This is a genomic window from Streptomyces neyagawaensis, assembly GCF_023516595.1.
GTDB classification, from domain to species: domain Bacteria; phylum Actinomycetota; class Actinomycetes; order Streptomycetales; family Streptomycetaceae; genus Streptomyces; species Streptomyces neyagawaensis.
The window spans coordinates 55775-76626 of sequence record NZ_JAMGBG010000067.1; the positions used below are offsets into that span (position 1 = coordinate 55775).

Genomic DNA, 20852 nt, shown 5'->3' on the forward strand with positions numbered 1-20852 from the left:
GATCCGCCCGTGATGTGCCCGGCGGTGCCCCAAGCCGGTCGTGCTCGGCCTAGCCTGGCGGCAACGGGGTGAGGGGGTGCGCATGGTGGTGTATGCGCCCGTGCGATGGGTGCCGCCGCTGCTGTACGGCGTCGTACTGGTGGGTGGTCTGTACTCCGCGGTGGCCGACCTGGATGACCGTTCGGGGCCGACGGCCTGGCGGGCGGCCGGCTTCGTCACCGCGATCGGTGCGCTGTTCGCCCTGGAGGCGGCCGGACGCCGTTGGCCCGCTGCTCCGGTGCCGCTGCTGCTGGCCCGCTGCACCCTGATCGCGGCGGTGGTGCTGCTGGACGCCTCGGGGCTGTCCCAAGTCCTGTTCGTGCTGCTGCCGTTCACCGCCTACTTCGCTTTCGGCCGCGCAGCCGCGCTGGCACTGGGCACGCTGTGTCTGGCCGGGCTGCTCAGCACCTACCTGCTGACCGCGCCCGGCTGGTACCGCGACCAGGAGCACGTGTCCGACCTGTTGATGCTCTGCGTCGGGCTGGTGCTGGCGATCTCGATGGCGGCGGTGGCTGTCGGCGAGCAGCGCGCACGGCTCGAACTTCAGGCGTATGCCGCGCGGGTCGCCGAACTGTCCGCCGCAGCCGAGCGCAACCGGCTGGCGCGGGACATCCACGACAGCCTCGGTCACCATCTCACCGCGATGTCCGTGCAGTTGGAGATGGCCTCGGACTTCAGAAGCCTGGACCCCGACGCGGCCCGGCGTGCGCTGGACGAGGCACGGCGATCGGTGCGGCTCGCGCTCGGCGATGTACGGCAGTCGGTGCGCGCCCTGCGGGACGAGCCGACGCGCCCCACGCTGTCGGCGGCGCTCACCGCGCTGGCGCAGGACGGCGCGGCACGACCGCGGGTCGCTGTCGAGGTGAGCGGCGACGAGGACGGCTGGGGCACGGTCGAGCTGACCGCGCTGTACCGGGCCGCGCAGGAGGCCGTCACCAACGCGCGCCGCCATGCGCGAGCCGCACAGGTGACCGTTGTGGTCCAGTTGACCGGGGACGCCGCGCGGCTGGAGGTGACGGACGACGGCCGCGGCTTCGCACCGGACACGGACACCGCCGGATTCGGGCTGCTCGGCATGAAGGAGCGGGTACATCTGGTGGCGGGGAGCGTCGACATCGACAGCAGCCCGGGCGCCGGCACCCGGGTGACGGTCACGGTCCCGCGCGGGGCGACGGCGAAGTCCGGGTGGACGGGGAGGCAGTGACATGAACGATGAGGAGCCGGAGCAGGCTGCGCCCGTGCGGGTGCTGGTGGTGGACGACCAGCGGCTCATCCGGGACGGCATCGCCTCCCTGCTGTCCATCCGGCCGGGCATCGACGTGGTCGGCACCGCCGTGGACGGCCGGGACGCCGTGGCGAAGACTCTGCAACTCGGGCCGGATGTCGTGCTCATGGACGTCCGGATGCCGGAGATGGACGGTGTCGAGGCGGTCGCCGTCCTGCGTGACCGGGCGCCGGAGTGCCGGGTGGTGATGCTGACGACGTTCGACGACGAGGAGTACGTCGTGCAGGCACTGCGGGCCGGAGCGCACGGCTATCTCCTCAAGGATCTGCCGGCCGAGGAACTCGCACACGCGGTCCGTCTGGCGCATGCGGGCGTCACCCAGCTCGACTCGTCCGTCGCCCGCCATCTGACCGCCTTCCTGCCGCATTCGGGCCCCGCCGCCAAGGCTCCCGGCGTCTCCCTCAGCCCGCGCGAGACGGACATCCTGCGGCTCGTGGCACAGGGGCACACCAACCGGGAGATCGCCGCGCGGCTGTACCTCAGCGAGGGCACGGTCAAGAACCACGTCTCCCGCATCCTGGGCCGCCTCGCCCTGCGCGACCGCACCCAGGCGGCGCTCCGTGCCCGGGACCTCGGCCTGTTGTGATCGCGCGCAAGGCGTCGAGGACATGTGCCTGCTCGTCGGCCGGGTGCCGGTTGACGACCGTGCCTATGACCGCGCCTGGCAGGTACAGGAGGTCCGCGAACAAACCGAGAGCGAGTGCCGGCCGTTCCGAGGAAGCCGCGACCATCGGCCTTGCGGCGCGAAGCAGGCTTCACCCACGTTCTGTGCGCCCGCGACGCCGTTCCCGACTGGAATCCCACCGAGCCCGGCCGAGCACAGGGCCCGTTCGTGCACGCGCTCTGCGACCTCGCCGAGGAGAGGGCATCCGCCCCCCGTCGCTTCCCAAGCTGTGAGCGCGAGTTCGATTCTCGTCACCCGCTCCAACACGAACCCCCAGGTCATCGACCCGGGGGTTGCTTGTTGTCCGGGCCGGTGGGCGGGGCGCGATCACGACCGCACCATAAGGGCGTGGCCTGCTGCCCGCGGGCCAGGCATCGGCCATCACGAAGGACACGAAAGTCCCACCGCGCCGACTGGGCCCGGAGTGCCAGGACTCGGCGATGGAGTCGACGAGGAGCAGCCCGCGCCGTGCGCGTCGGCGGCATCGGGGTGCCGCAGCCTGACGTTCACCGGACATCCGGGGTTGTGCACTCCAACCCGGAGCGTTGCCCCCTCACGGCACCACTCCACCCGGACTGGCAGCCATTCTCAACCTGTCTCCACCTGGATCAGAGTCATCCGGTGCCGGTATCCGCCTTGTGCAGTATCTGGGCCAACAGCAGGGCGCCTCCGGTCGCCGCCCCTACCGCTCCCGCGGCCAGGAAACCGCGAGAGGAACGCCAGGACAGCACCGACCACCGCGACTGCGCGGAAAGCAACGATCCTGTACTCAGCCACGACCCGGCCGAGATCAGCGACAGGGAGGAACCGATCGAGCCGACCGACAGGGCGCTACCGATCGAGCCCACTGACAAGGCCGAACCGACGGATCCCACAGACAGCACCGATCCCACTGAGCCGATCGACAGCACAGAGTCCTGCGACCACAAGGACAGCACTGAACCAGATGAGGCACGTCGGACTGACCGTGCGGACAGTTTTGTCATGAGGCCATCCTGCCCGCTGGTCGCTCTGTCCTGGGAGGTTGTGGACGGATGACGCGGGTCTCGGGTGAGGGCCTTCCGTCATCCGGCTCGCTGCGTGGCGGGGCAGATCCCCTTGGGCCCCCGGACCGGCCCGGATCTACGACCACGCCAGACTTCCATGAGCGCCTACTGCGGCAAAGCTGGGCCTCCCTGGGCCGTCCGAGGCTGCTCGGCAGTGGCCAGGAACGACCAACGACGCCCACCAGGCGCACGAGCCCACCGCTCCTGACCAGCAAGAACCCAGCTCATCGAGACCCCCGACAAGACACAGGGCAAGAAGAAGTGGCCGATGCCCTCAACTGTCAGTAGCGGTCGCACCAAGCCTATGTGTCGAACAGTGTTGGGCAGCTTCGTCAGCGAAAGCGCAGAGCTGATCGATTACTCTCGGTAGCTGTTGGGGGTATCGCGGTCCTTGCTGGGTGGCCCGTCGATCCACTGCTGCCGGAGCCCGTTCGAGGCAAGGAATTGGGCTGCGTGGTCAGCACCGAGCTCGGCGTCGAGCAGCAAGAGCGTGGGGGAGCGCCCTCCGCGTGATCTATGGGGGCTACTGCCCGTCAGCTACGACGACCCAGTGCTCGTTGATCTTTCCGTCGACCACGCGGAAGAGGTCCGCGACGACGTAGTCGGAGCTGAAGACCCACACCAGGTCCCCGTCGGCGAGGGTGTTGCCGAACCGGGTCCCGCCGCCTCCGGTGCTGCTGGGCGAGGGAGGTCCTGCGTGTTCTGCTGGAAGAACCGCTTCAGCGGGGCCGTTCCTTTCGGGGCGATCGGTCGACGACGCCTTCGCCGCGTCTCGGACCGGTCGTACGCCCGCGCCCGTCGCCTGCGTCTGGCGGAATCCGCCACGCGGATCAGGTCGAGCGGCTTCGAGTCTGTGCGGCCCGGGTGACCCTGTCCGCGCGTACCGATTCGGCCATCGCGGCGCGTGCCGCCTCGGGCGTCGCGTGCGGCGGGACCCCGAGGAGGGAGAAGTGGTCCGCCCCGTCCCGGGTGACGAGGACGGTGTCGTCACCGACCGGGAGGAGTCGGGCCGGATGACGCGGTCGCAGCCGACCGCGTCGGTGGTTCCTCCCAGGCGCTCGCGTCCAGGCCGAGCCGTGTGACCGGGCCCAGCAGCTCGGTCAGCGCGGTGATCAGGGCGGGAAGCTCGGCCGGGATGTCACGGGAGGGCGGTTGTCGTCTCCAGCCGTACGACGGCCGTACCGGGCTTCACGGCCCGGTGGACGGTGTCCGGCCGGAGCCGGGTCACCCGCGGGGAGTCGTGGCCGGTACTCATGGTCAGCCTCCCGCAGGGGTGCCCGCCGCGGCCGCCATGAGCGGTTCCGCTGCCTCCTCGGTCGTGTCCGGGGGCACGACCAGCAGGTCCCAGCGCCCCCGGCCGGGGGCGAGCAGGACGACGGTGGGCGGGGCGGACGCGGCCAGGGTCCTGCACAGTCGTACGACCTGGTTGGACACGAACATCCGCCCGGCCGTCACGGGCCAGGCCGCCCCGTTGACGGTGACACTGGTGACGTGACCCCACTCCCGTGGCAACCCGGCGAGCAGAAGCGGGAGTTCGACCAGGAGGTCGTAGGAACGCGGCCACCACGCTCCGTCGACGGCCCGGGGGACGCCTCCGTGGGGTGCCAGGCGCAGGCGCAGGACGGGTTGAGGGGGAAGCGGGGGTTGCAGTGCGGTGGTCATGGGCGGGGCTCCTGTCGACTGCCGTGCGCGGATGGGTGGTGACGTCAGGCGCGACGGGCCGCGACACGCTCCGGCGTGGGCCAGCGCACGTCGTACACCCAGCCAAGGCGTTCGAGGAGGCGGATGACGGCGGCCGACGGGTCGATCTGACCGCGGTCGACGCCGTGCCGGGCGCTGGTGGGGTCGGCGTGGTGGAGGTTGTGCCAGCTCTCGCCGAAGGAGAGCAGGGCGAGCGGCCACAGGTTGGTGGCCCGGTCGTGGCGCCGGGTGCGGAAGGGACGCTCACCGATCACGTGGCAGAGGGAGTTGACGCTCCAGGTGACGTGGTGGAGCAGCGCGATACGGGCAAGTCCCGCCCACAGCAGGGCTGTCACGCCGTACGTCCAGGTGCCACCGATCGCCCAGCCCGCCGCGAAGGGCAGGGCCAGGGTGAGGACGCACAGGAGCGGGAAGGCGCGGGCGACGGCACGGATGTCGCGGTCGGCGAGGAGGTCGGGGGCGTAACGCTCGGCGGGGGTGCGGTCGTTGCGGAACAGCCAGCCGATATGGGCGTGCAGCAGTCCGCGCAACTGGCCGCGCAGGTGTGTGCCGTAGCGGTACGGCGAGTGCGGGTCGCCGGGACGGTCGGTGAAGGCGTGGTGGCGGCGGTGGGTGGCGACCCAGCCGATGACGTCGCCCTGGAAGCTCAGCGAACCGGCCACGGCGAGCGCGATGCGCACGGGACGGACGGCCCGGTAGCCGCCGTGGGTGAGTCCGCGGTGGAAGCCGACCGTGACGCCGAGGCCCGTGACCGTGTAGAGGACGGCGGCGAGCACGACGTCGGCGGGGTGGATCAGGCGGCCCCACAGCAGCCAGCAGGCCAGGCCGAGGGCCACGAACGGCAGGATGACGATCACCGCGGTCACGGCCACGTACAGGCGCTCCCCGCCGTCGCGCGCGGGCATCGGGCCATCCGGCGGGAAGGGGGAGGTGCCGTCGTAGGTCCGCTGCGGCGTGACGGTGTCCGGCGGGGGTGCCGGGACAGATGGGACATGAGTGGGAGTCGGTGACATGGGACGGGGCTCCTGCCCTCGGTGAGGCCGCTCTGGCGGAGGTACCGCCGGGATCACGGGCTGCCCCTGGGATGAGTGGCGTGTTGGAGACGCCCTGTCGGATCGGCACGACCCACCCTCGTGCTCCCCACCGTACTCCTCGGGCGGGACGACGCCCGGACACCGCTGGTCAGCTCCCTCCGGCGAGCACGTTCGGGCCGGCGACGCGTTGACACCCACCATCCCCGGACGTTGACTGGCAGCACGGCACAGGGCCGGGAAGGGCAGGGGCGACCGGGTCTCCGGAAGCCCGCGGCAGGCCGTCCAGGAGGCGAACGGCGCCTTCGGGCGGTGACCTCACCCCCCATGGAAGCGGTACACACGACGATGTACGACCAGACACGCGCCCAGCAACCCGCGGACCGGCCCTCGGGCCTCGCCGGACGCCCTGCCACGGGCCCGGAGCCGCTGCTCTCGCCGGACGGACGGGAAGAGATCACGCGCCGCCTCGGACATGCCGTCAACACCTTCCCGGACAGCCCGCGCGAGGCGCTGGAGGAGGCGGAGGCGGCGTTCGACGAAGCCACCGCCCAGTTGATGAACGCCCTCGCGGAGCGGCGGCGTGCCCTGCGTGCGGGCTGGGCGGACCTGGACCACGAGACGCAGTCCACCGAACTGCGGTTCGCGCTGCGGGAGTACCGGGAGATCACCGGACGGCTGCTGCGCGCATAGGCGACCCACGGGGGCGGCGGCGGGGGCTCCCCGCGCGAACCGTCCCCTTCTTGGGCGTGCGATTCGGTGCCCTGGTCCGCGACACCGCGGGACGGTGAATCCACAATCCACGGTTCTCACCTTCCCATCGGCTGGTGCGGCATCGCCGCGGTCATGGCGGCGTCATCACGGTCATGGCGGCCGTGACGACCCGTCACGGCGCGCGTGACGACCGCCATGGCGCCTGTCACCACGGTCATGGCGCCTGTCACGACGGTCATGGTCGGGTCCGCGGCTGTACGGCCCGATCGCCGAGCTCATGTCCCCCTTCGGACTCCCAGACCGCCTCCCCGGCCCGGTCGGTCTCCGCCACCGCCCGCAGGCGTGCCTCCACCTCCATCAACCGGCTCGCGGTCGACGTGCCCAGGGGGTCACTCGCGGCGGCCATCAGCCGGGCGGCCGATGCGGAGGGCGTCTGCGGGGGGATCACCAGGAGGTTCCAGCGGCCCACGTGGTAGGAGAGCAACAGCAGTTCGTGCGGGTCCTGCTCGGACCGGAACCAGCCCACTTTCACCACGTGCCCCGCCACGCGCACCTTGCGTGGTACGACCGGCCAGTGGACAGGGTTCACCGTCACCCGGGTGATCCGCCCCCACACAGGGTCCAGTACGGCCGTCAGAGAGAGCAGTTCCGCCCCGAGATCGCGGGAACGGGGCCACCACGCCCCGTCCAGCAAGGCCGGTGCGGGACCGACGGGAGCCAACGACAGACGGAGCGAGGCCGAGGAGAAACGGTCAGCGGCTTCGGCTTTCGGCGGGTGGGACATGGTCACGGTCATGACGCGAACCCTGCCCCGGGCCGGCCACGACCGGCCCGGTGTATTCGATCGCCGAAAACGACACGAGCCTGAAAGCCGGTGTGCGAAATATCCTCGGTGCCTCCGAGCGTACTCCTCGCACAGGCCGCACGGACCACCGCTCGGACGGAGGCCCGGCCCCGTACGGGAGACCCGGTCCTGGAGGCCACTTCCCGAATTCCCGAACCCCCGAATGACTGTCCCTGGGGCCACGAACCCCCGAATGACTGTCGCTGGGGCCACGAACCCGGTGAAGATCACCCTGCGGGCGACTGGTGGGGCCCGCCCGGCTCTTCATCGCCGGGTCGTTCATCCGGGGACTGTTCACCGGGGCCCTTCACCGCGCCCCCGTGGGCTTGTGCGGTGCTCGGGTCCGCTCGTCCGGTACCCGTGTCGATGAGGATCTGCTCGGCCCGCCTCCCGCTGCCGGGGCGGACGGCCTCGGCCATGGCAGCGCGCGCGGCGTCGGGCGTCGCGTGCGGCGGGACCACGAGGAGGGAGAAGAGATCCTGCTCGCCCCGGGTGATGAGAACCGTGTCGTCGCCGACCGGGAAGGAGTCGATGCGGACGACGCGGTCGTCGACGGTCATCCGCGTCGGCAGTTCGTCCCACGCCCCGGTGTCGAGACCGACGCGTGTGATGGGACCGAGGTGCTCGGTCAGTGCGCCGATCAGGCTGGGGAGTTCGGCGGCGATGTCGCGGGAACGAGGCCACCACACCCCGTCGAGCACGCCCTGCCGGTCATGTGTCGTCTCCAGCCGCACGAGGGCCGTCCCGGGCCGCACGGCCCGGTGCACGGCGTCCGGCAGGAGTCTCGTCATCCGGGGGGAGTCGGAGCCGGAGTCGACCATGGCACTCGCCTGCCTACCTGGACCGAGGAGACCGGGTGGCTTCCTCGTTCTCACGGTACTCCGTGCCCCGACAGCGGGCCGGGAGGTCGCCGATCGCCCACGGGAGCTGCGGCGACTGCCGGAGTAAGGTGGTGAACCCGGCCCGTCGCGTACGGGCACGTCGAACTGCGAGGTCGCCATGCGGTCCATGGAAACCCCCTCGACCAGTCACGCCGAGGTCCGTGTCGTCGCCCCCTCGCCCGAAGTCGCCCGTCGGGTCGCGGAGGTCCTCCGTCGTTGCTTCGACTCCACCGAGCAGCGCAGCTACCCCGCGGGCCCCGACGGAGGAACCCGCCTCGACCTCACCGTGGACACCGCCCACGCGGCGGAACCCGCCCGATCATGGCTGGAGACCAGCCGGTCCACGGGGCACAGCGGGTCCACGGGACACAGCCACCGGGGGCAGTAGGGGGAGCCCCTCTGCGGGTCCCGCCGAGTCGGACGGCGCCTGGTGGCCCCCGTTCAGCGACCTGCCGAGCGCACCCGCCACCCTGGCCGATCATCCGTCCGGAACCGTCGTCAACAGCCGCGCTCAGCCGCACATGCGTTGCCGGATCCGCCCGTCGCGCTGCCCTGCAAAACCGCTGGCCGCGGGCCGGTACCGGCGTACGGCCCGGAGTAGAGTGAACACGGAGAGCCGGTTCGGGAGCCCAAACGAGTGGCGGCGACCATGGCAACACTGCAGCAGCGGAAAACCCACCGCGAAGCGATCATGAAGACCCTCTACGAAGACCTGGAAGGAAGTGGCCTTCCAGACGTCTCCGGGGCCAGGCTGCGTGACGAGTTGGAGATCCCGGAGCACGATCTGGCCGCGGCCTGCACCTATCTGGTGGGTGAGGGACTGGTCACGGTCCGCTGGGCCCACGGAGAGGTGCCCGCGACGGTCGTGCTGACGCATCAGGGGATACGGCTCATGGAGGCCGACGAGGAGAAGCGCGGCTGACCCCGCGAGGGCGCCTTGGGACACGGAGGCCGGGGGTATGCGCGTACACCACCCGGCGGAGCGTGCGGACAGGGAGCAGGCCGTGATCCGTCCAGCCGACATCCGCGAGTGGCGCAACCAGGACGTGGTCGACGAGAAGCAGCGCAGGATCGGCATGCTCGAGGCGGTCTATGTCGACACCGCCACCGACGAACCTGCCATGGCCACCGTCCGGACCGGACTGCCCACCCGCCACCGGCTGGTCTTCGTCCCGCTCGACGGCGCGGTCCTCGGACCGGGCTACGTCCGGGTCTCCTACACCAAGGGGCGGGTACGGAGAGAGCGGAGAACCACGGTCGACAGCGTTACGATCCGGGCTGTCGCCATCCGCCCCCGGACCGCGAACGAGCAGGTCAGACCCCCTGCCTCCCCCTGAGCCTCATGGCTTCCGAAGCTGAGAGCGCGAGTTCGATCCTCGTCACCCGCTCCATGATCAAGGCCCAGGTCAGAGACCCGGGCCTTTCGCTGTGTGGGGTGATCAGCGGTCGCGTCACTGCCAGAGTGGGTCATCCCCAGGGGTGTGGAAGGGCGGCGCGGGAATGCCGTGGGCGTCTTAGGGGCCGGCGTCGAGGTAACGCAGACCACCGGTGCCGCACGGACAGTGGGTACTAACGGACAGTGGGTACTACCGGTGGCTGCAGTGGTACTACCGGTGGCTGCCGCAAGGTCGGCGAGGCGCTCGGAGCGCCTTGCCGGGTCGGATCGCGGCCTTGCCGGGTCGGATCGTGCTGCTGTTCCCACCTTCCCCGACCAGCCATCAGGCGTTCGCCACCGCCCGTGTTGGGCCTGCCGTGCTCCGCAGCGAACGGGGGGCGGGGGCGGGGCGGGCAAGGCGAAAAAATCTGCCGATCTTCGCGGCAACCTTTTCGGCCTCTCGGACCACTAAGCGTTGTCCGGCCAAGCGGTCCGGTCAGATGCAACGGCTGAAAGCGAGAGCACAGGCATGTCCCTGGAACGAGAGCACAGACATGTCCCAGGCCAACCCACGTCACCGGTGGCGTCCCGCGTCGGCGGCCACCGTGCCGACGGCCGCGCGCGCGGTGATCGCCCGAAGCATCGTGGCCGTCGGTTGCTCGCGCGCCGGGGGCTCTGGGCGGGTCTCGCCACGGTGGTCGTGGCCGGCTCGGCCGTTGTGGTCAACCAGGCTTCGGCGGAGCAGAAAACCCTGAATCTGAAGAAGTGGTACGTGCTGGTCAACCGCAACAGCGGCAAAGTGCTGGACAACCACGCCTCCGCCACGAAGGACGGCGCGAAGGTGGAGCAGTGGAGCCGTAAAGGCGGGGCCAACCAGCAGTGGCGGTTCATCGCATCGGGTGACGGGTACTACCGGCTGCAGAACCGCGACTCCGGCAAGGTGCTGGACGACTTCGGCTGGTCGAAGGCCGCCGGCTCCGCCATCGTGCAGTGGAAGGACCTGAACGGCACCAACCAGCAGTTCAAACTGGCCAAGTCGTCGGACGGCTACGTGCGTCTGGTCAATCGCTTCAGTGGCATGGTGGTGGGTGTCGAGAACGCCACCAAGGCCAACGGGGGCGACATCGTCCAGAAGCGCGACCGGGGCCGCGCCAACCAGCAGTGGAAGCTCGTCGCGGCCGGTAGCGTCAGTGGCACCGAGAACCCGGGGAACTCCGGCAGCACGCCCACGCCCGGCGGCACCGCTCCGGCGAGCCCGGCTCCGAGCGGCAGCGCTCCGGCGTCGCCGCCGGCTTCTCCGACCGCCACCAAGGGCAGCTCGACGACACGTTTCATGGGCAGCGACAAGGTGTTCATCGGCGGCTCGATGACTGACGCCTCAGCGAACGCCGCGCCGTTCGACGTGCGCTACGCCTACATACACAGCCAGCCCGCGCCTTCGTCGGCCGCCTATACGGCGTCGCGTTGCAAGGATGAGTGGTCGGGCTGGTGGGGCTGCTGGGGCGGCAGCAGCACGGCGCCCGGAAACCAGGTGACCTGGCAGGACAGCGTGGCGGCCAAGGCGACCTACCAGGGCAAGTCGCGACCGCAGAAGTACCTGTGGACCTGGTACTCGTTGCGCGACCTCGGGGACATGGCAGGCGAGGGTGACGGCCCGGGCGAGGTCAAGGCCATCGACAGGCTTGACCTGCTCACCAAGTACCTGAACGACTACCGGTTCTTCCTCCAGAAGATCGGCAAGTCCCACGACATGATCGACCTGGAGCCCGACTTCTGGGGCTTCGCCCGGTCGCTCGGCAATCTGCACGACGTTCCCGCCAAGGTCTCGGCCGCGAATCCGAAGGATTGCGGATCGCAGGAGAACAGCGCCTCCGGACTCGCCCAGTGCCTGATTCACATGGCGCACAAGTACGCGCCGAACGCCGCCGTGGGGCTGCACCTTTCCTGCTTCGACTGGGAGAGCAACATCCAGAAGTGCGTCAAGGACTACGCGGACCTCGGGGCACGGAAGGCCGACTTCCTGGTCACCGACGTGTCGGACCGCGACGCGGGCTGGTACGCACAGCCGGCCCACGGCAGCCGTGACACCTTCTGGACCGACAAGAAGGCCGCCGCCTCTCTGAAGTTCTGGAAGACGATGGCCGAGTCCGTGGGCAAGCCGGTGGTCCTGTGGCAGATCCCCGTGGGCAACATGGCGGGGAACAACACTCCCGGCCACTTCAAGGACGACAAGGTGGACTGGCTCTTCGGCCACATGGACCAGGTGGCGAACGCCCACATCGCCGGCCTGCTGTTCGGTGCGGGGTGGACTGAGCAGACGACGCCCGAGACCGACGGCGGAAACCTGATCCGCAAGACGATCGCGTATCACAACTCGGGGCGTACAGCACTCAAGTAGGCGAAGCTGACGAATGCGCCCCCTCTCTTCGATGGGGGCGCATTTCGTCGTCTTCGTCGGCCGCGTCCACGTCGGCACCAACGGCCGCGGCCTCCAGCACGGCACCCCGCCCTGACACAGGCGCCCCAGCGGGGCCGCAGCCACCACAGCCTGCGGCCCCCCTGACTGAGAGCCCTCGCGAAGGCGTGGACCGCGTCACCTCAGCGGCCCGTCTGTTCAGGACGCCCGGGTCGGCGCTGTCCACCTTCGTCAGCAACTGACGCTGCACGTGGGTAAGTTCGCGGGCGGGGCACGGTTCCCCAGGGGGCTGGGGGCTGCACTCCGGCCGTCCGTAGCCAAGCAGGGCAGGCCGCCCGCGGTACTGCGGGCGGCCTGCTCTGCTCTGCTTGAGTGGGGTCTACTGACTGATCTTCAGGTCTCCTCGTGACGGGAGTGCTGCTCGACGCGCCGGTCTCGGCGATCCCGGAGGTGACCCAGCCGACCTGGGCGATTCTGGCTACTCGGCGGCCTCTTCATCCGACCTGTCGTTCCGCCGGGTCGATGCGGGAGACGCTGCCACGCAGGTCGAGTACGTACAGCTCGCCATTGCCTCCCTGCACGAACGAGACGACCCGGCCGCCGTCGACTCCGAGGTTGCTCACGCCGGTCACCTCGCCGTTCTCCATCCGCAGAGCACGGACGGTGCCGTCGCAGTAGTCGCTGAACACGTACTGACCCTTGAGGTCCGGGATCGCCTCGCCTCGGTAGACGTATCCGCCGGTCACCGAGCAGCCAGGCCCGCTGCGGTCGTACTCGTAGATCGGCGGTACGTGGTTCGCGGGCTCCGTGCCGCCCCGGAAGGGATGGTTGCCCTCCATCTGGGACCAGCCGTAGTTCTCGCCACCCTTGCTGGTCGCCGGGGCCCAGTCGATCTCCTCCCAGGCACTCTGGCCGACGTCCCCGATCAGCAGATCGCCCGTGCCCGCGTCGAAGGAGAACCGCCACGGATTGCGCAACCCGTACGCCCAGATCTCGTCCTTCGCGTTCGGGTCGTCCACGAACGGGTTGCCCGGCGGGATCGCGTAGGGCTTGCCGCCGCTCGGGTCGATCCGCAGCAGCTTGCCCAGCAGCGTGCCGAGGTTCTGCCCGTTGCCGTGCGGGTCGCCGGCCGAGCCGCCGTCGCCGAGCGCGATGTAGAGATAGCCGTCGGGGCCGAACGCGATGTCGCCGCCGTTGTGGTTCGCGTAGGGCTGTGTCTGGGTGAGGACGGTGCGCCGGGTGTTCGGCTGGATCTTGCCGTCCCGCACCGCGAACTCGTCCACTGTGCTGGTGCCTTGGAGGTTCGTGAACGAGATGTAGAAGTGCGCGAACTCCTTGTCGAACGTGATGCCCAGCAGGCCGCGTTCGCCGTTGGTGGTGGTCTCGCCGGATATGTCGATGACGGGGTCGCCGAGCCCTTCATCGTCCAAGACCCTTACCTTGCCCGCGCGTTCGGCTATCCAGACCGTGCCACCGGGGCCGGCGTTGCCGGCGGATGGATTCCGGGCCGTTGCCACTTGCTTGAGCACGACCTTCGCTGCCTGACGTGGGGCACTGAGCTCGTCGGCAGACGCCGTGGTCAAAGCGAGGGAAGCGACGAGGCAGAGGGCGCCGATGATCGCCGAGCTTCTGGTGCGAACTTTCACCGTGATCCTCCTAGAGGCGGCGAACGGGGGAGAGCACCCGGCTGCCAGGTGCTGCCAGGGGCAGAAACAGGCGGGTGTCGTCCACGCCGGCACGCACACCTGGGGGGTGGGGGGATGGTGCGCTACTGGCCACAGCTGAGGCTACCGGGACAGGAGTTGTTGAAATAGACCACACTCCGCCACCCATTTACGTCCTCCGCTCCGCTTCCCGTCGCGGCCTGAGCCCCCCGTTCCCCGGCGCACAGACACTCAACGGCTACGGCTACGGCTACGGCTACGGCTACGGCTACGGCTACGGCTACGGCTACGGCTACGGCGCCAAGGCTGGGCAGGCAGTTCCGAGGGAGGCGCGACAGTCGACACACTCGTTTGCCGCCGCTGAGCACCAGAACGGGGAACACCGGCACTCCCTGGCTCATCCTTGCCGACCCTTTCGGATGCCCTCGATGCCGCGCAGCCGGTGGCTCGGCCCGAACCGGCGAGCCGCCTGTGCCTCCTATGCCGCCTGCGCCACCTGTGCCGCCTGGTCGAGGACGGGCAGCCCGTCATTCCGGGGCGTCGCGTCCGGCAGAAGGATGTGCCCGTACGCGGTGTCCCACCGCACCCGCCGCATCGGGATCAACCGGCGACTCGATCCTGGAAATGGAAGAGATTTTCCGTTGACGGGTCTGGTACGCGCCGGACACGCGGGTGCAACAACCGGGCCGTTAGCTGCCGCATCAACCGTCCGGCGCAGCGCCAGTAGGGGACGGGGCACAGCACGAAGGAGCAGGACATGACGGCCACGGACAGCGCGGACGCGGACAGAACCGCCGCCCCGCCCGGGTACTCCCCCCGTCTCTACAACGCGGACCTCGCCCCCGCCACCGAACGCAAGTGGGGCGCCTTCAGCATCTTCAACGTCTGGACCTCGGACGTGCACAGTCTGTACGGCTACTTCCTGGCCGCCAGCCTGTTCCTCGTCGCGGGCAACACCTTCAAGTTCCTCATCGGCATCGGTGTGGGCTCGCTGATCATCTACTGGCTGATGACCCTCATCGGCAAGGCGGGCGTCAAGACCGGTGTCCCCTATCCGGTCCTCGCCCGCGCCTCGTTCGGCACCTTCGGCGCCAATGTCCCGGCTCTCGTACGGGCCGTGGTCGCCACCTTCTGGTACGGCGCCCAGACCAGCGCCGCCGCCGGCGCCATCGTGGCCTTCCTCGTCCGCTACGACGGACCCAAGCATCTGCACGAGACCAGTCGGCTCTTCGACCACAGCGGCCTTGAAGTGCTGTGCTACCTCGGTGTGTGGGCCGCCCAGCTGCTCATCATCAGCAAGGGGATGGAAACGGTCCGCCGTTTCCAGGACTTCGCCGGCCCGGCGGTCTGGGTGATGATGCTGATCCTCGCGATCGCGCTGTCCGTGAAGGCCGGGACGCTGTCCTTCTCCGTCGACATGCCGAGCGGCGACCTTGCCGCGCTCGCCAAGAGCGCCACCGGGCTCGACGTCAGCCCCGGCTCATTCGCCGCGATCGCGGCGATAGCCGCCACCTGGGTCACCTACTTCGCCGCCCTGTTCCTCAACTTCGGTGACTTCGCCCGCTTCACCCCGGACACGAAGGCCCTCAAGAAGGGCAACATCTGGGGCCTGCCCGTCAACCTGATCCTCTTCTCCCTCGTCGCCGCGATCACCACGGCCGCCGCCAGCAAGGTATACGGCGAGGTCATCCTCGAACCGGCCGAGATCTCCGCCAAGTTCGACAGCGCGTTCCTCGTCCTGCTCGCCGCCTTGACCTTCGCCGTGGCGACCCTCGGCATCAACGTCGTCGCCAACTTCGTCAGTCCCGCCTTCGACTTCGCCAATGTGGCCCCGAAGCACGTGACCTTCCGCAGGGGCGGCCTCATCGCCGCCGTCATCGCGCTCCTGCTCTACCCGCTCCACCCCTGGGACAACGCCCCCAGCTTCGTCAACGCCATCGGCTCGACGATGGGCCCCATCTTCGGTGTGATCGTCGTCGACTACTACCTCATCCGGAAGACACAGCTGAACGTGCCCGCTCTGTACGAGGAGGACGGGGAGTTCCGCTTCCAGGGGGGCTGGAACGTACGGGCGTTCGCCGCCGGTGTGGTGGGCGCCGTCTTCTCCAGCATCCTCCCCGTCTACGGACCGTCCGGATACGGGGCGGCGCTGGGTCCGTACTCCTGGTTCATCGGAGTCGTCGTGGCCGGGGTTCTCTACTTCGCGTTCAGCAGGGGCAAGAGCCCCCACACCGCGAGGACGGCGGCAACGGAAGCGCCGGAGACGACAGAGGTATAGGAGTCACCTTCTTCCAGCAACCCGAGTAGGGCGCCCGACCTGGACTGATGCCGGTCAGGCGCCTTTCTCGTCGTGCAGCGGGCGGCGCTGTCGGCATGCCGACATGGACGTCCACCTTCAAGGAGGCCATCGACCGAGGGGGCTGACGTGAGCCGAGGGCTCGGCCAGAGCGTCGCCATGCTCGTAGGACCGCTCCCCGCCCCGGCACGAACTCGCGAGAATGCTGAATGAGTGTGCAGCCACTCCATGCAGTTACCTGTGGTTCGCGGGCGACTGAAGCTCACATCGCGCCGGCTTCGGGACGAAGCAGTCATCGGGTCTCGGCGTGCTCCCGTAGATAGTCGGCGAGTTCGGGCGGATGGAGTTCGAGCGCTCTCACGGCTGACGCGTCCAAAGCGACTCGCACAGGTGAGAAGTCACCCAGATCGGGATCGTCTAGCTCAGGGCCGCTACGGCGGTTGAGATCCATGTCCAGCACTTCAGCGCGAAAGAAGTGCTGTAGACGGTGACCTTGTCGCCCGGCTCGGTCAAGGTCAGGACCTCGCTCGCCGGGCCGATCGTGGCACCGATCTCTTCCATCACCTCACGGCGTAGAGCCGCTTCAAGGTCAGCGTCCTCAGCTTCGACGCCCCCACCGACGGTCGTGTAGTAGGTAGTGCCGCCCGGCCATCCCCGGCGCAGGAACACCAACTGACCGCCGTCGACCAGAACCGCACGTACGTTGTGACGGACCTTCATATGTCTGACGGTAGTGCGCCCACTCCCGCGAGAAGGCCGGAAGTGACGTCGCTCCGTTCTGTGGTTCTTCCTCGCGGTCCGCGCGACGTCTGGGGTCGCTGAACGAGCCCGTCGCCGTGCCCGGACGGCCACTCGTGCGCCTGATCGCCAAATGAGGCCAAATCGCGACCTACTAGGACCCGGTCGGATTCGCTCACACTCAAACACATGGGGGCGATACGGGATGGTGACCAGTCCATATGCCTTCGCTGTGAGGAGGCCGACGGCACCGTGCGCGAGCGCGGGCGGATCGACCTCATGGCGAGGTACTGCGAGAGGTGCTGGAACATCCTCGCCAACGAGATGGCCGAGTCCGACGGAGCCACAGCCGCCCCGCGGCCCGAGCCGGACCCCGATGACGTGGCATGGATCGAGCCACCGGTTTGCAGGGAATGCGGCGCTTCGCTCCGTGTGTACCCCACCACCTACGACCGATGGGTCAGCCTCGCCATGGTGGAGATGCCCGCCAAGGACGTCCCGGCGGCCTTCAGGTGGCGTTTGATGAGGCTTCCGCCCCTCTCCTCCCCCATCCCCGTCGACATCGTGGCCGTACGGGTCCGTGGCATCGATCCGCTGCCGAGCGAACCCGTGGTGCCGGCGCACAGGATGATGTGCGTCCCCGAGTGGGGTGAGCCGTAGATACACGGCGGCGGGGAGGGGTGGGGCGGGGCCGTGTTCGGTGCGGGCGGTTCATTGGGGGCCGCAGGTGCGCGGGGTCCGAACGCCTTCGGGGCGCAGCCGATCAGGGTGGTGGGTGCCCGCCGGCTGCACCGCGGCCGAGGCGGCCCGACGGCTGGCGCTCAGCGTGCGGGCCCTGACCTACCGGCTGGAGCGCATCCACCAGCTGACCGGCGCCAACCCGGCCGACCCGATGCACCGGTACACGCTCCAGACCGCGGTCATCGGGGCACAACTGCTGCACTGGCCCGCCCGGGAGACCTGAGCGGGCCCAGCGGGATACGGCGTCATCTCAACCGGTGGCCTCAACCGGTGGCCTCAACCGGTGATCTCGACCTTCCCGTTGACTCGCGCCGGCTCCTCCCCGTTCGCCGACGCCCGCTGCGTGACGCCCTTCAGCAGCTCGGCGAGGTCAACGCCCGTGGTGGCGCCGAGGAGTTCCATGCCCTGGGCGACGTTGTCCGCGACCGCGCGCGGGATGCGGCCGGCGCCGTCGGTGGAGATGACGGTCATCTTCTCGATGGCGCCGATCGGCTCGGACGCCTTGGCCACGACCTGCGGCAGCACCTCGACGAGCATCTGCAGGATGGCCGCGTCACCGTACTGTCCGAACGCGTCCGCCTTCTTCCGCATCGCCTCCGCCTCGGCGGCACCCTTCGCGCCGATCGCCGAAGCGTCGGCCTCGCCCTCCAGCCGTACCGCCTCCGCGATCGCCGCACGCCGGGACCGCTCCGCCTCACCCTGCTTCAGACCCTCGAAGGCCTCCGCCTCGGCCAGCGCGCTACGGCGCTGCTTCTCGCCCTCACCGGTCAGCCGGGCCCGCTCGGCCTCCGCCTGCGCGGCCGCGATGCCCGCCGCCTTCTCCGCCTCGGCCTGCTTGACCCGCGCCACCCGCCTGGCCTCGGCCTCCTGCTCCGCGGCGTAGCGCTGGGCGTCGGCGGGCTTGCGGACCTGGGTGTCGAGCTGACGGTCGGTCAGCGCGGCCTGCCGCTCGGCGACCTTCTCCTGCTCGGTGAGGATCTCCTGCTGCCGGGCCGCCTCGGCCAGCGGCCCGGCCGCCGCCGCTCGGGCCGCGGCCTCGTCGGTCTCGGCCTTGATCTCGGCCTGCTTCAGCGCGAACGTCCGCTGCGCGACCGCGATCTCCTCCTCGGCCTTCAGCCGCGCCTGCTCGGCGGCCCGCCGGGCGACGGCCTCCGCGATGTCGGCCTCCTGCCTCGCCCGCGCCGCCTCCGGCCGGCCGAGGTCCTCCAGGTAGGAACCCTCGGTGGTGATGTCCTGGATCTGGAAGGCGTCCAGCACCAGACCCTGCCCGGACAGACTGGCCTCCGCCTCCTCCGCCACCTGGCCCGCGAAGGCGGCCCGGTCACGGATGACGTCCTCCACGGACATCCGCCCGACGATCGCCCGCAGCGCACCCGACAGCACTTCCTGGGTGAAGCCGACGATGCCGTCCTGCTGCATCAGGAACCGCTGGGCCGCGGCCCGGATGGAGTCCTCGCTGCCGCCGACCTTGACGATGGCGACACCGTCGAGGTTCGCCTTCACACCGCGCAGGGTGACCGCGCCGCGCACCGCCACCGGGATGTGCCGGGAAGACAGATCGAGGGTGAACTTCTGCTGCACGAACGGCACAACGAACACACCGCCGCCGACCACGACCTTCTGCCCGCTGTTGTCGGTGAACACCCGCCCGGTCTCCGGATCGGTGGCCTTCTTCCCCCGCCGCCCGGTGACGATGAACGCCTCGCTCGGCCCGGCCACCTTGTAGCGGGTGACCACCACGAGTGCCAGGAGGACGAGGAGGACCAGGACCCCCACCACGGCTACGACGACAGAACTCATCACAGTGCCCCCGAATCACGTACGAGAAGGAGAAGAGGAGAAAGAGGGAGGAAAGCGGAGGAAACGAAAGGGAAGGGGAGGAGAGCTCAGTGGCCGACCGGGCGGACCACTACCGACGTGGCGGAGGGCGCCCCCTCCACCCGGACCTCGGCGCCCTGGGCCACCGGTACCGCGCTGCGCGCGGCGAACTTCACCGGCTGTCCGGCGAGCCGCACCAGTACCTCGCCGTAGCCGTCCGCGGGGATGGCCGTGACCACGTGGCCCGAGGCTCCCACCATGTCGTCCCCCGTCGGGGCGAGAGCCGTCCGGTCGCGGATCAGGACACGGCTGAAGCGATACGTCAGCCAGCCCGTGCCCGCTCCGGCCACGGCACCCGCGGTCGTGGCGGCCATGGGACCGGCGCCCGCCGCACCCATGGCGATGGCCCCCGCGAAGCCGGTCATCGCCAGGAAACCGGCCACGACCGGCAACGACAGCCCCCCGTCGAGAACGCCGTCCACCGCGCCGTCGAAAACGCCGTCGAGAACGCCTTCGAGAACGCCGTCGAAGACCAGCGACAGGGTGAGCAGCACGACCCCCGTGATGCCGAGTCCGAGAAACCAGGCCATGCGTGCCGTCCCCCCGCTCACCCGTCGCCGATCTCCGGCTTGACGGGATCCTGACATGCGGGGCACGCGGTTTCATTGCCGTGTTCCGGCAGTCTTTACGCGTCTTCGATGCCGAGTCGCAGCATCTGAAGCCGAGCAGCCAGGACGGCGGCGGGGGCGGGAGCGGCGGAGGGCGGCGTCCGGTCGGCGGACTGACCGCCGTCTTCGCCGGTCCGTGTTGTGGAGCCGCCCCGGTGGGCGCGGCGGCGCCGCGTGGGGTGCCGGAGCGGCCTACGGTGAGCCGGTGCGACTTGTGCCCCGGTGGACCCTGCTCCCGTCGGTGAGCGCACCCGTCCTGCTGATCGGCGGCTGGACGATCGCGGCACTCCTGGAGGGGCCCGCATACGACCCTGCCCGGCAGACGATCAGCGTTCTGGCCGCCTACGGGGCACCGGGATTCTGGGTGATGACCGGGGCGCTGCTCGCCCTGGGGCTGTGCCATCTGCTGACCGCCTGGGGGCTGCGGGCGGCCGCGCTCGCCGGACGGGTGGCGTTGGGCGGCGGTGGAGTGGCGGCGTTCGTGGTGGCTCTGCTCCCGGCGCCCAGCAGTGGGGGCTCCCTGCGTCACGGTTCGGCCGCCGTGGTCGGCTTCGCGCTCCTGGCGGTCTGGCCCGTTCTGGCCGCCGATCGCAGCGGAGCGGCACCGTGGGGGCTGCGTCCCCTGCCCTCGCTCGCGGCGACCGCCGTGATAGGCGCCGGAGCGGTCTGGTTCGTGATCGAGACGAACGATCAGGGGGCCGCCGGTGTCGCCGAACGTTTCGTGACGTCCTTTCAGTCGCTGTGGCCGTTCATGGTCGTGGTCTCCTGCCTTTGTCATCCCGGCTCGCGACCGGACCGGGACGACCCTGGGGCGCCCGGGTCACGCCGGTGACGGCCGCCCTGGTCGGGCGTCCCGTCAGCGGTCCGGGAGCGGCCCCCTTGGGAGGCCCAGGTCATGAGGGTGCGGGCGTCGTACCTGGTCGTCTGCCGT

Annotated in this window: 21 protein-coding genes and 2 pseudogenes; 11 read left to right on the forward strand and 12 right to left on the reverse strand. The window is 69.9% G+C overall.

What is annotated here, in order from left to right; translation table 11 throughout:
* Nucleotides 1-82 precede the first annotated feature (82 nt).
* Together M8J73_RS26515 and M8J73_RS26520 are read left to right on the forward strand one after the other, a co-directional pair.
* Complete coding sequence (locus M8J73_RS26515) at nt 83-1243, forward strand: sensor histidine kinase (protein WP_055538963.1); 1161 nt, start codon at nt 83-85, stop codon at nt 1241-1243.
* Nucleotide 1244: 1 nt separating this feature from the next.
* Entirely contained in the window at nt 1245-1910 is a 666-nt protein-coding gene (locus M8J73_RS26520) for a response regulator (RefSeq protein WP_055538962.1), read from the forward strand.
* A 439-nt stretch (nt 1911-2349) separates the two neighbouring features.
* On the opposite strand, the pseudogene M8J73_RS26530 reads toward M8J73_RS26520, so the two are convergent.
* The 5 genes and pseudogenes from M8J73_RS26530 to M8J73_RS26550 form a co-directional block, all read right to left on the reverse strand.
* A pseudogene (locus M8J73_RS26530) lies at nt 2350-2564 on the reverse strand (ATP-binding protein); the annotation flags it as partial.
* A gap of 38 nt (nt 2565-2602) precedes the next feature.
* Entirely contained in the window at nt 2603-2974 is a 372-nt protein-coding gene (locus M8J73_RS26535) for a hypothetical protein (protein ID WP_079054857.1), read from the reverse strand.
* A gap of 1047 nt (nt 2975-4021) precedes the next feature.
* Complete coding sequence (locus tag M8J73_RS45780) at nt 4022-4171, reverse strand: DUF5994 family protein (RefSeq protein WP_435026407.1); 150 nt, start codon at nt 4169-4171, stop codon at nt 4022-4024.
* Nucleotides 4172-4291: 120 nt separating this feature from the next.
* Complete coding sequence (locus M8J73_RS26545) at nt 4292-4696, reverse strand: DUF5994 family protein (RefSeq protein ID WP_055538961.1); 405 nt, start codon at nt 4694-4696, stop codon at nt 4292-4294.
* Between the two features lie 44 nt (nt 4697-4740).
* Complete coding sequence (locus M8J73_RS26550) at nt 4741-5748, reverse strand: acyl-CoA desaturase (protein WP_055538960.1); 1008 nt, start codon at nt 5746-5748, stop codon at nt 4741-4743.
* A gap of 366 nt (nt 5749-6114) precedes the next feature.
* Between M8J73_RS26550 and M8J73_RS26555 the strand changes: the two genes are divergently transcribed.
* Entirely contained in the window at nt 6115-6459 is a 345-nt protein-coding gene (locus tag M8J73_RS26555) for a hypothetical protein (RefSeq protein ID WP_055538959.1), read from the forward strand.
* 116 nt (nt 6460-6575) lie between these two features.
* Here the strand turns inward: M8J73_RS26555 and M8J73_RS26560 are convergent, their stop codons facing one another.
* The 3 genes from M8J73_RS26560 to M8J73_RS26570 form a co-directional block, all read right to left on the reverse strand.
* A complete protein-coding gene (locus M8J73_RS26560) occupies nt 6576-6719 on the reverse strand; it encodes a hypothetical protein (RefSeq protein ID WP_157873142.1) in 144 nt (47 codons plus the stop codon).
* The gene (locus tag M8J73_RS26565) at nt 6716-7276 is read right to left on the reverse strand and encodes a DUF5994 family protein (RefSeq protein WP_055538958.1); all 561 of its coding nucleotides are present in this window, start codon (nt 7274-7276) and stop codon (nt 6716-6718) included. Before M8J73_RS26565 ends, M8J73_RS26560 begins: the two co-directional genes overlap by 4 nt.
* Before the next feature lie 275 nt (nt 7277-7551).
* A complete protein-coding gene (locus M8J73_RS26570; RefSeq protein WP_240501299.1) occupies nt 7552-8145 on the reverse strand; it encodes a DUF5994 family protein in 594 nt (197 codons plus the stop codon).
* Nucleotides 8146-8323: 178 nt separating this feature from the next.
* Here M8J73_RS26570 and M8J73_RS26575 point away from each other — a divergent pair, with 178 nt between their 5' ends.
* The 4 genes from M8J73_RS26575 (at nt 8324) to M8J73_RS26590 (ending at nt 11978) form a co-directional block, all read left to right on the forward strand.
* Nucleotides 8324-8593 carry a hypothetical protein gene (locus M8J73_RS26575; RefSeq protein WP_055538957.1) on the forward strand — a complete coding sequence of 90 codons (270 nt, stop codon included), beginning with the start codon at nt 8324-8326 and terminating at the stop codon, nt 8591-8593.
* A 261-nt stretch (nt 8594-8854) separates the two neighbouring features.
* Nucleotides 8855-9127: a hypothetical protein gene (locus tag M8J73_RS26580; protein WP_055538968.1), complete on the forward strand. Its 273-nt coding sequence runs from the start codon at nt 8855-8857 to the stop codon at nt 9125-9127.
* A gap of 82 nt (nt 9128-9209) precedes the next feature.
* A complete protein-coding gene (locus tag M8J73_RS26585; protein ID WP_079054859.1) occupies nt 9210-9542 on the forward strand; it encodes a PRC-barrel domain-containing protein in 333 nt (110 codons plus the stop codon).
* 513 nt (nt 9543-10055) lie between these two features.
* Entirely contained in the window at nt 10056-11978 is a 1923-nt protein-coding gene (locus M8J73_RS26590) for an RICIN domain-containing protein (RefSeq protein WP_249829149.1), read from the forward strand.
* Nucleotides 11979-12490: 512 nt separating this feature from the next.
* Here the strand turns inward: M8J73_RS26590 and M8J73_RS26595 are convergent.
* Nucleotides 12491-13642 (reverse strand): PQQ-dependent sugar dehydrogenase, encoded by a 1152-nt coding sequence (locus M8J73_RS26595; protein WP_206188012.1) that lies wholly within the window; start codon nt 13640-13642, stop codon nt 12491-12493.
* Nucleotides 13643-14417: 775 nt separating this feature from the next.
* On the opposite strand from M8J73_RS26595, the gene M8J73_RS26600 reads away from it, so the two are divergent.
* Nucleotides 14418-15938 (forward strand): NCS1 family nucleobase:cation symporter-1, encoded by a 1521-nt coding sequence (locus tag M8J73_RS26600; protein ID WP_249829150.1) that lies wholly within the window; start codon nt 14418-14420, stop codon nt 15936-15938.
* A 435-nt stretch (nt 15939-16373) separates the two neighbouring features.
* On the opposite strand, the gene M8J73_RS26605 is transcribed toward M8J73_RS26600, so the two are convergent.
* A complete protein-coding gene (locus tag M8J73_RS26605; protein WP_240501614.1) occupies nt 16374-16676 on the reverse strand; it encodes an NUDIX domain-containing protein in 303 nt (100 codons plus the stop codon).
* A gap of 270 nt (nt 16677-16946) precedes the next feature.
* On the opposite strand from M8J73_RS26605, the gene M8J73_RS26610 reads away from it, so the two are divergent.
* The gene (locus tag M8J73_RS26610) at nt 16947-17354 is read left to right on the forward strand and encodes a DUF6083 domain-containing protein (RefSeq protein WP_240501613.1); all 408 of its coding nucleotides are present in this window, start codon (nt 16947-16949) and stop codon (nt 17352-17354) included.
* A 121-nt stretch (nt 17355-17475) separates the two neighbouring features.
* Nucleotides 17476-17658 (forward strand): annotated as a pseudogene (locus M8J73_RS26615) (helix-turn-helix domain-containing protein); the annotation flags it as partial.
* 53 nt (nt 17659-17711) lie between these two features.
* Here the strand turns inward: M8J73_RS26615 and M8J73_RS26620 are convergent.
* A complete protein-coding gene (locus M8J73_RS26620; RefSeq protein WP_249829151.1) occupies nt 17712-19235 on the reverse strand; it encodes an SPFH domain-containing protein in 1524 nt (507 codons plus the stop codon).
* A gap of 86 nt (nt 19236-19321) precedes the next feature.
* Entirely contained in the window at nt 19322-19843 is a 522-nt protein-coding gene (locus M8J73_RS26625; RefSeq protein ID WP_055538545.1) for an NfeD C-terminal domain-containing protein, read from the reverse strand.
* 283 nt (nt 19844-20126) lie between these two features.
* On the opposite strand from M8J73_RS26625, the gene M8J73_RS26630 reads away from it, so the two are divergent.
* The gene (locus tag M8J73_RS26630) at nt 20127-20753 is read left to right on the forward strand and encodes a DUF998 domain-containing protein (protein WP_055538544.1); all 627 of its coding nucleotides are present in this window, start codon (nt 20127-20129) and stop codon (nt 20751-20753) included.
* The last annotated feature ends 99 nt before the right edge of the window (nt 20754-20852 follow it).

Excerpts from the sequence above, each read along its gene's own strand:
- M8J73_RS26560 (WP_157873142.1), bottom strand. The coding sequence starts at position 6,719 with ATGACCGTCGTGACAGGCGCCATGACCGTGGTGACAGGCGCCATGGCG.
- M8J73_RS26535 (WP_079054857.1), bottom strand. The coding sequence starts at position 2,974 with ATGACAAAACTGTCCGCACGGTCAGTCCGACGTGCCTCATCTGGTTCA.
- M8J73_RS26520 (WP_055538962.1), top strand. The coding sequence starts at position 1,245 with ATGAACGATGAGGAGCCGGAGCAGGCTGCGCCCGTGCGGGTGCTGGTG.
- M8J73_RS26570 (WP_240501299.1), bottom strand. The coding sequence starts at position 8,145 with ATGGTCGACTCCGGCTCCGACTCCCCCCGGATGACGAGACTCCTGCCG.
- M8J73_RS26580 (WP_055538968.1), top strand. The coding sequence starts at position 8,855 with ATGGCAACACTGCAGCAGCGGAAAACCCACCGCGAAGCGATCATGAAG.
- M8J73_RS26575 (WP_055538957.1), top strand. The coding sequence starts at position 8,324 with ATGCGGTCCATGGAAACCCCCTCGACCAGTCACGCCGAGGTCCGTGTC.
- M8J73_RS26515 (WP_055538963.1), top strand. The coding sequence starts at position 83 with ATGGTGGTGTATGCGCCCGTGCGATGGGTGCCGCCGCTGCTGTACGGC.
- M8J73_RS26620 (WP_249829151.1), bottom strand. The coding sequence starts at position 19,235 with ATGAGTTCTGTCGTCGTAGCCGTGGTGGGGGTCCTGGTCCTCCTCGTC.
- M8J73_RS26600 (WP_249829150.1), top strand. The coding sequence starts at position 14,418 with ATGACGGCCACGGACAGCGCGGACGCGGACAGAACCGCCGCCCCGCCC.
- M8J73_RS26555 (WP_055538959.1), top strand. The coding sequence starts at position 6,115 with ATGTACGACCAGACACGCGCCCAGCAACCCGCGGACCGGCCCTCGGGC.
- M8J73_RS26625 (WP_055538545.1), bottom strand. The coding sequence starts at position 19,843 with ATGGCCTGGTTTCTCGGACTCGGCATCACGGGGGTCGTGCTGCTCACC.
- M8J73_RS26565 (WP_055538958.1), bottom strand. The coding sequence starts at position 7,276 with ATGACCGTGACCATGTCCCACCCGCCGAAAGCCGAAGCCGCTGACCGT.
- M8J73_RS26550 (WP_055538960.1), bottom strand. The coding sequence starts at position 5,748 with ATGTCACCGACTCCCACTCATGTCCCATCTGTCCCGGCACCCCCGCCG.
- M8J73_RS26545 (WP_055538961.1), bottom strand. The coding sequence starts at position 4,696 with ATGACCACCGCACTGCAACCCCCGCTTCCCCCTCAACCCGTCCTGCGC.
- M8J73_RS26605 (WP_240501614.1), bottom strand. The coding sequence starts at position 16,676 with ATGAAGGTCCGTCACAACGTACGTGCGGTTCTGGTCGACGGCGGTCAG.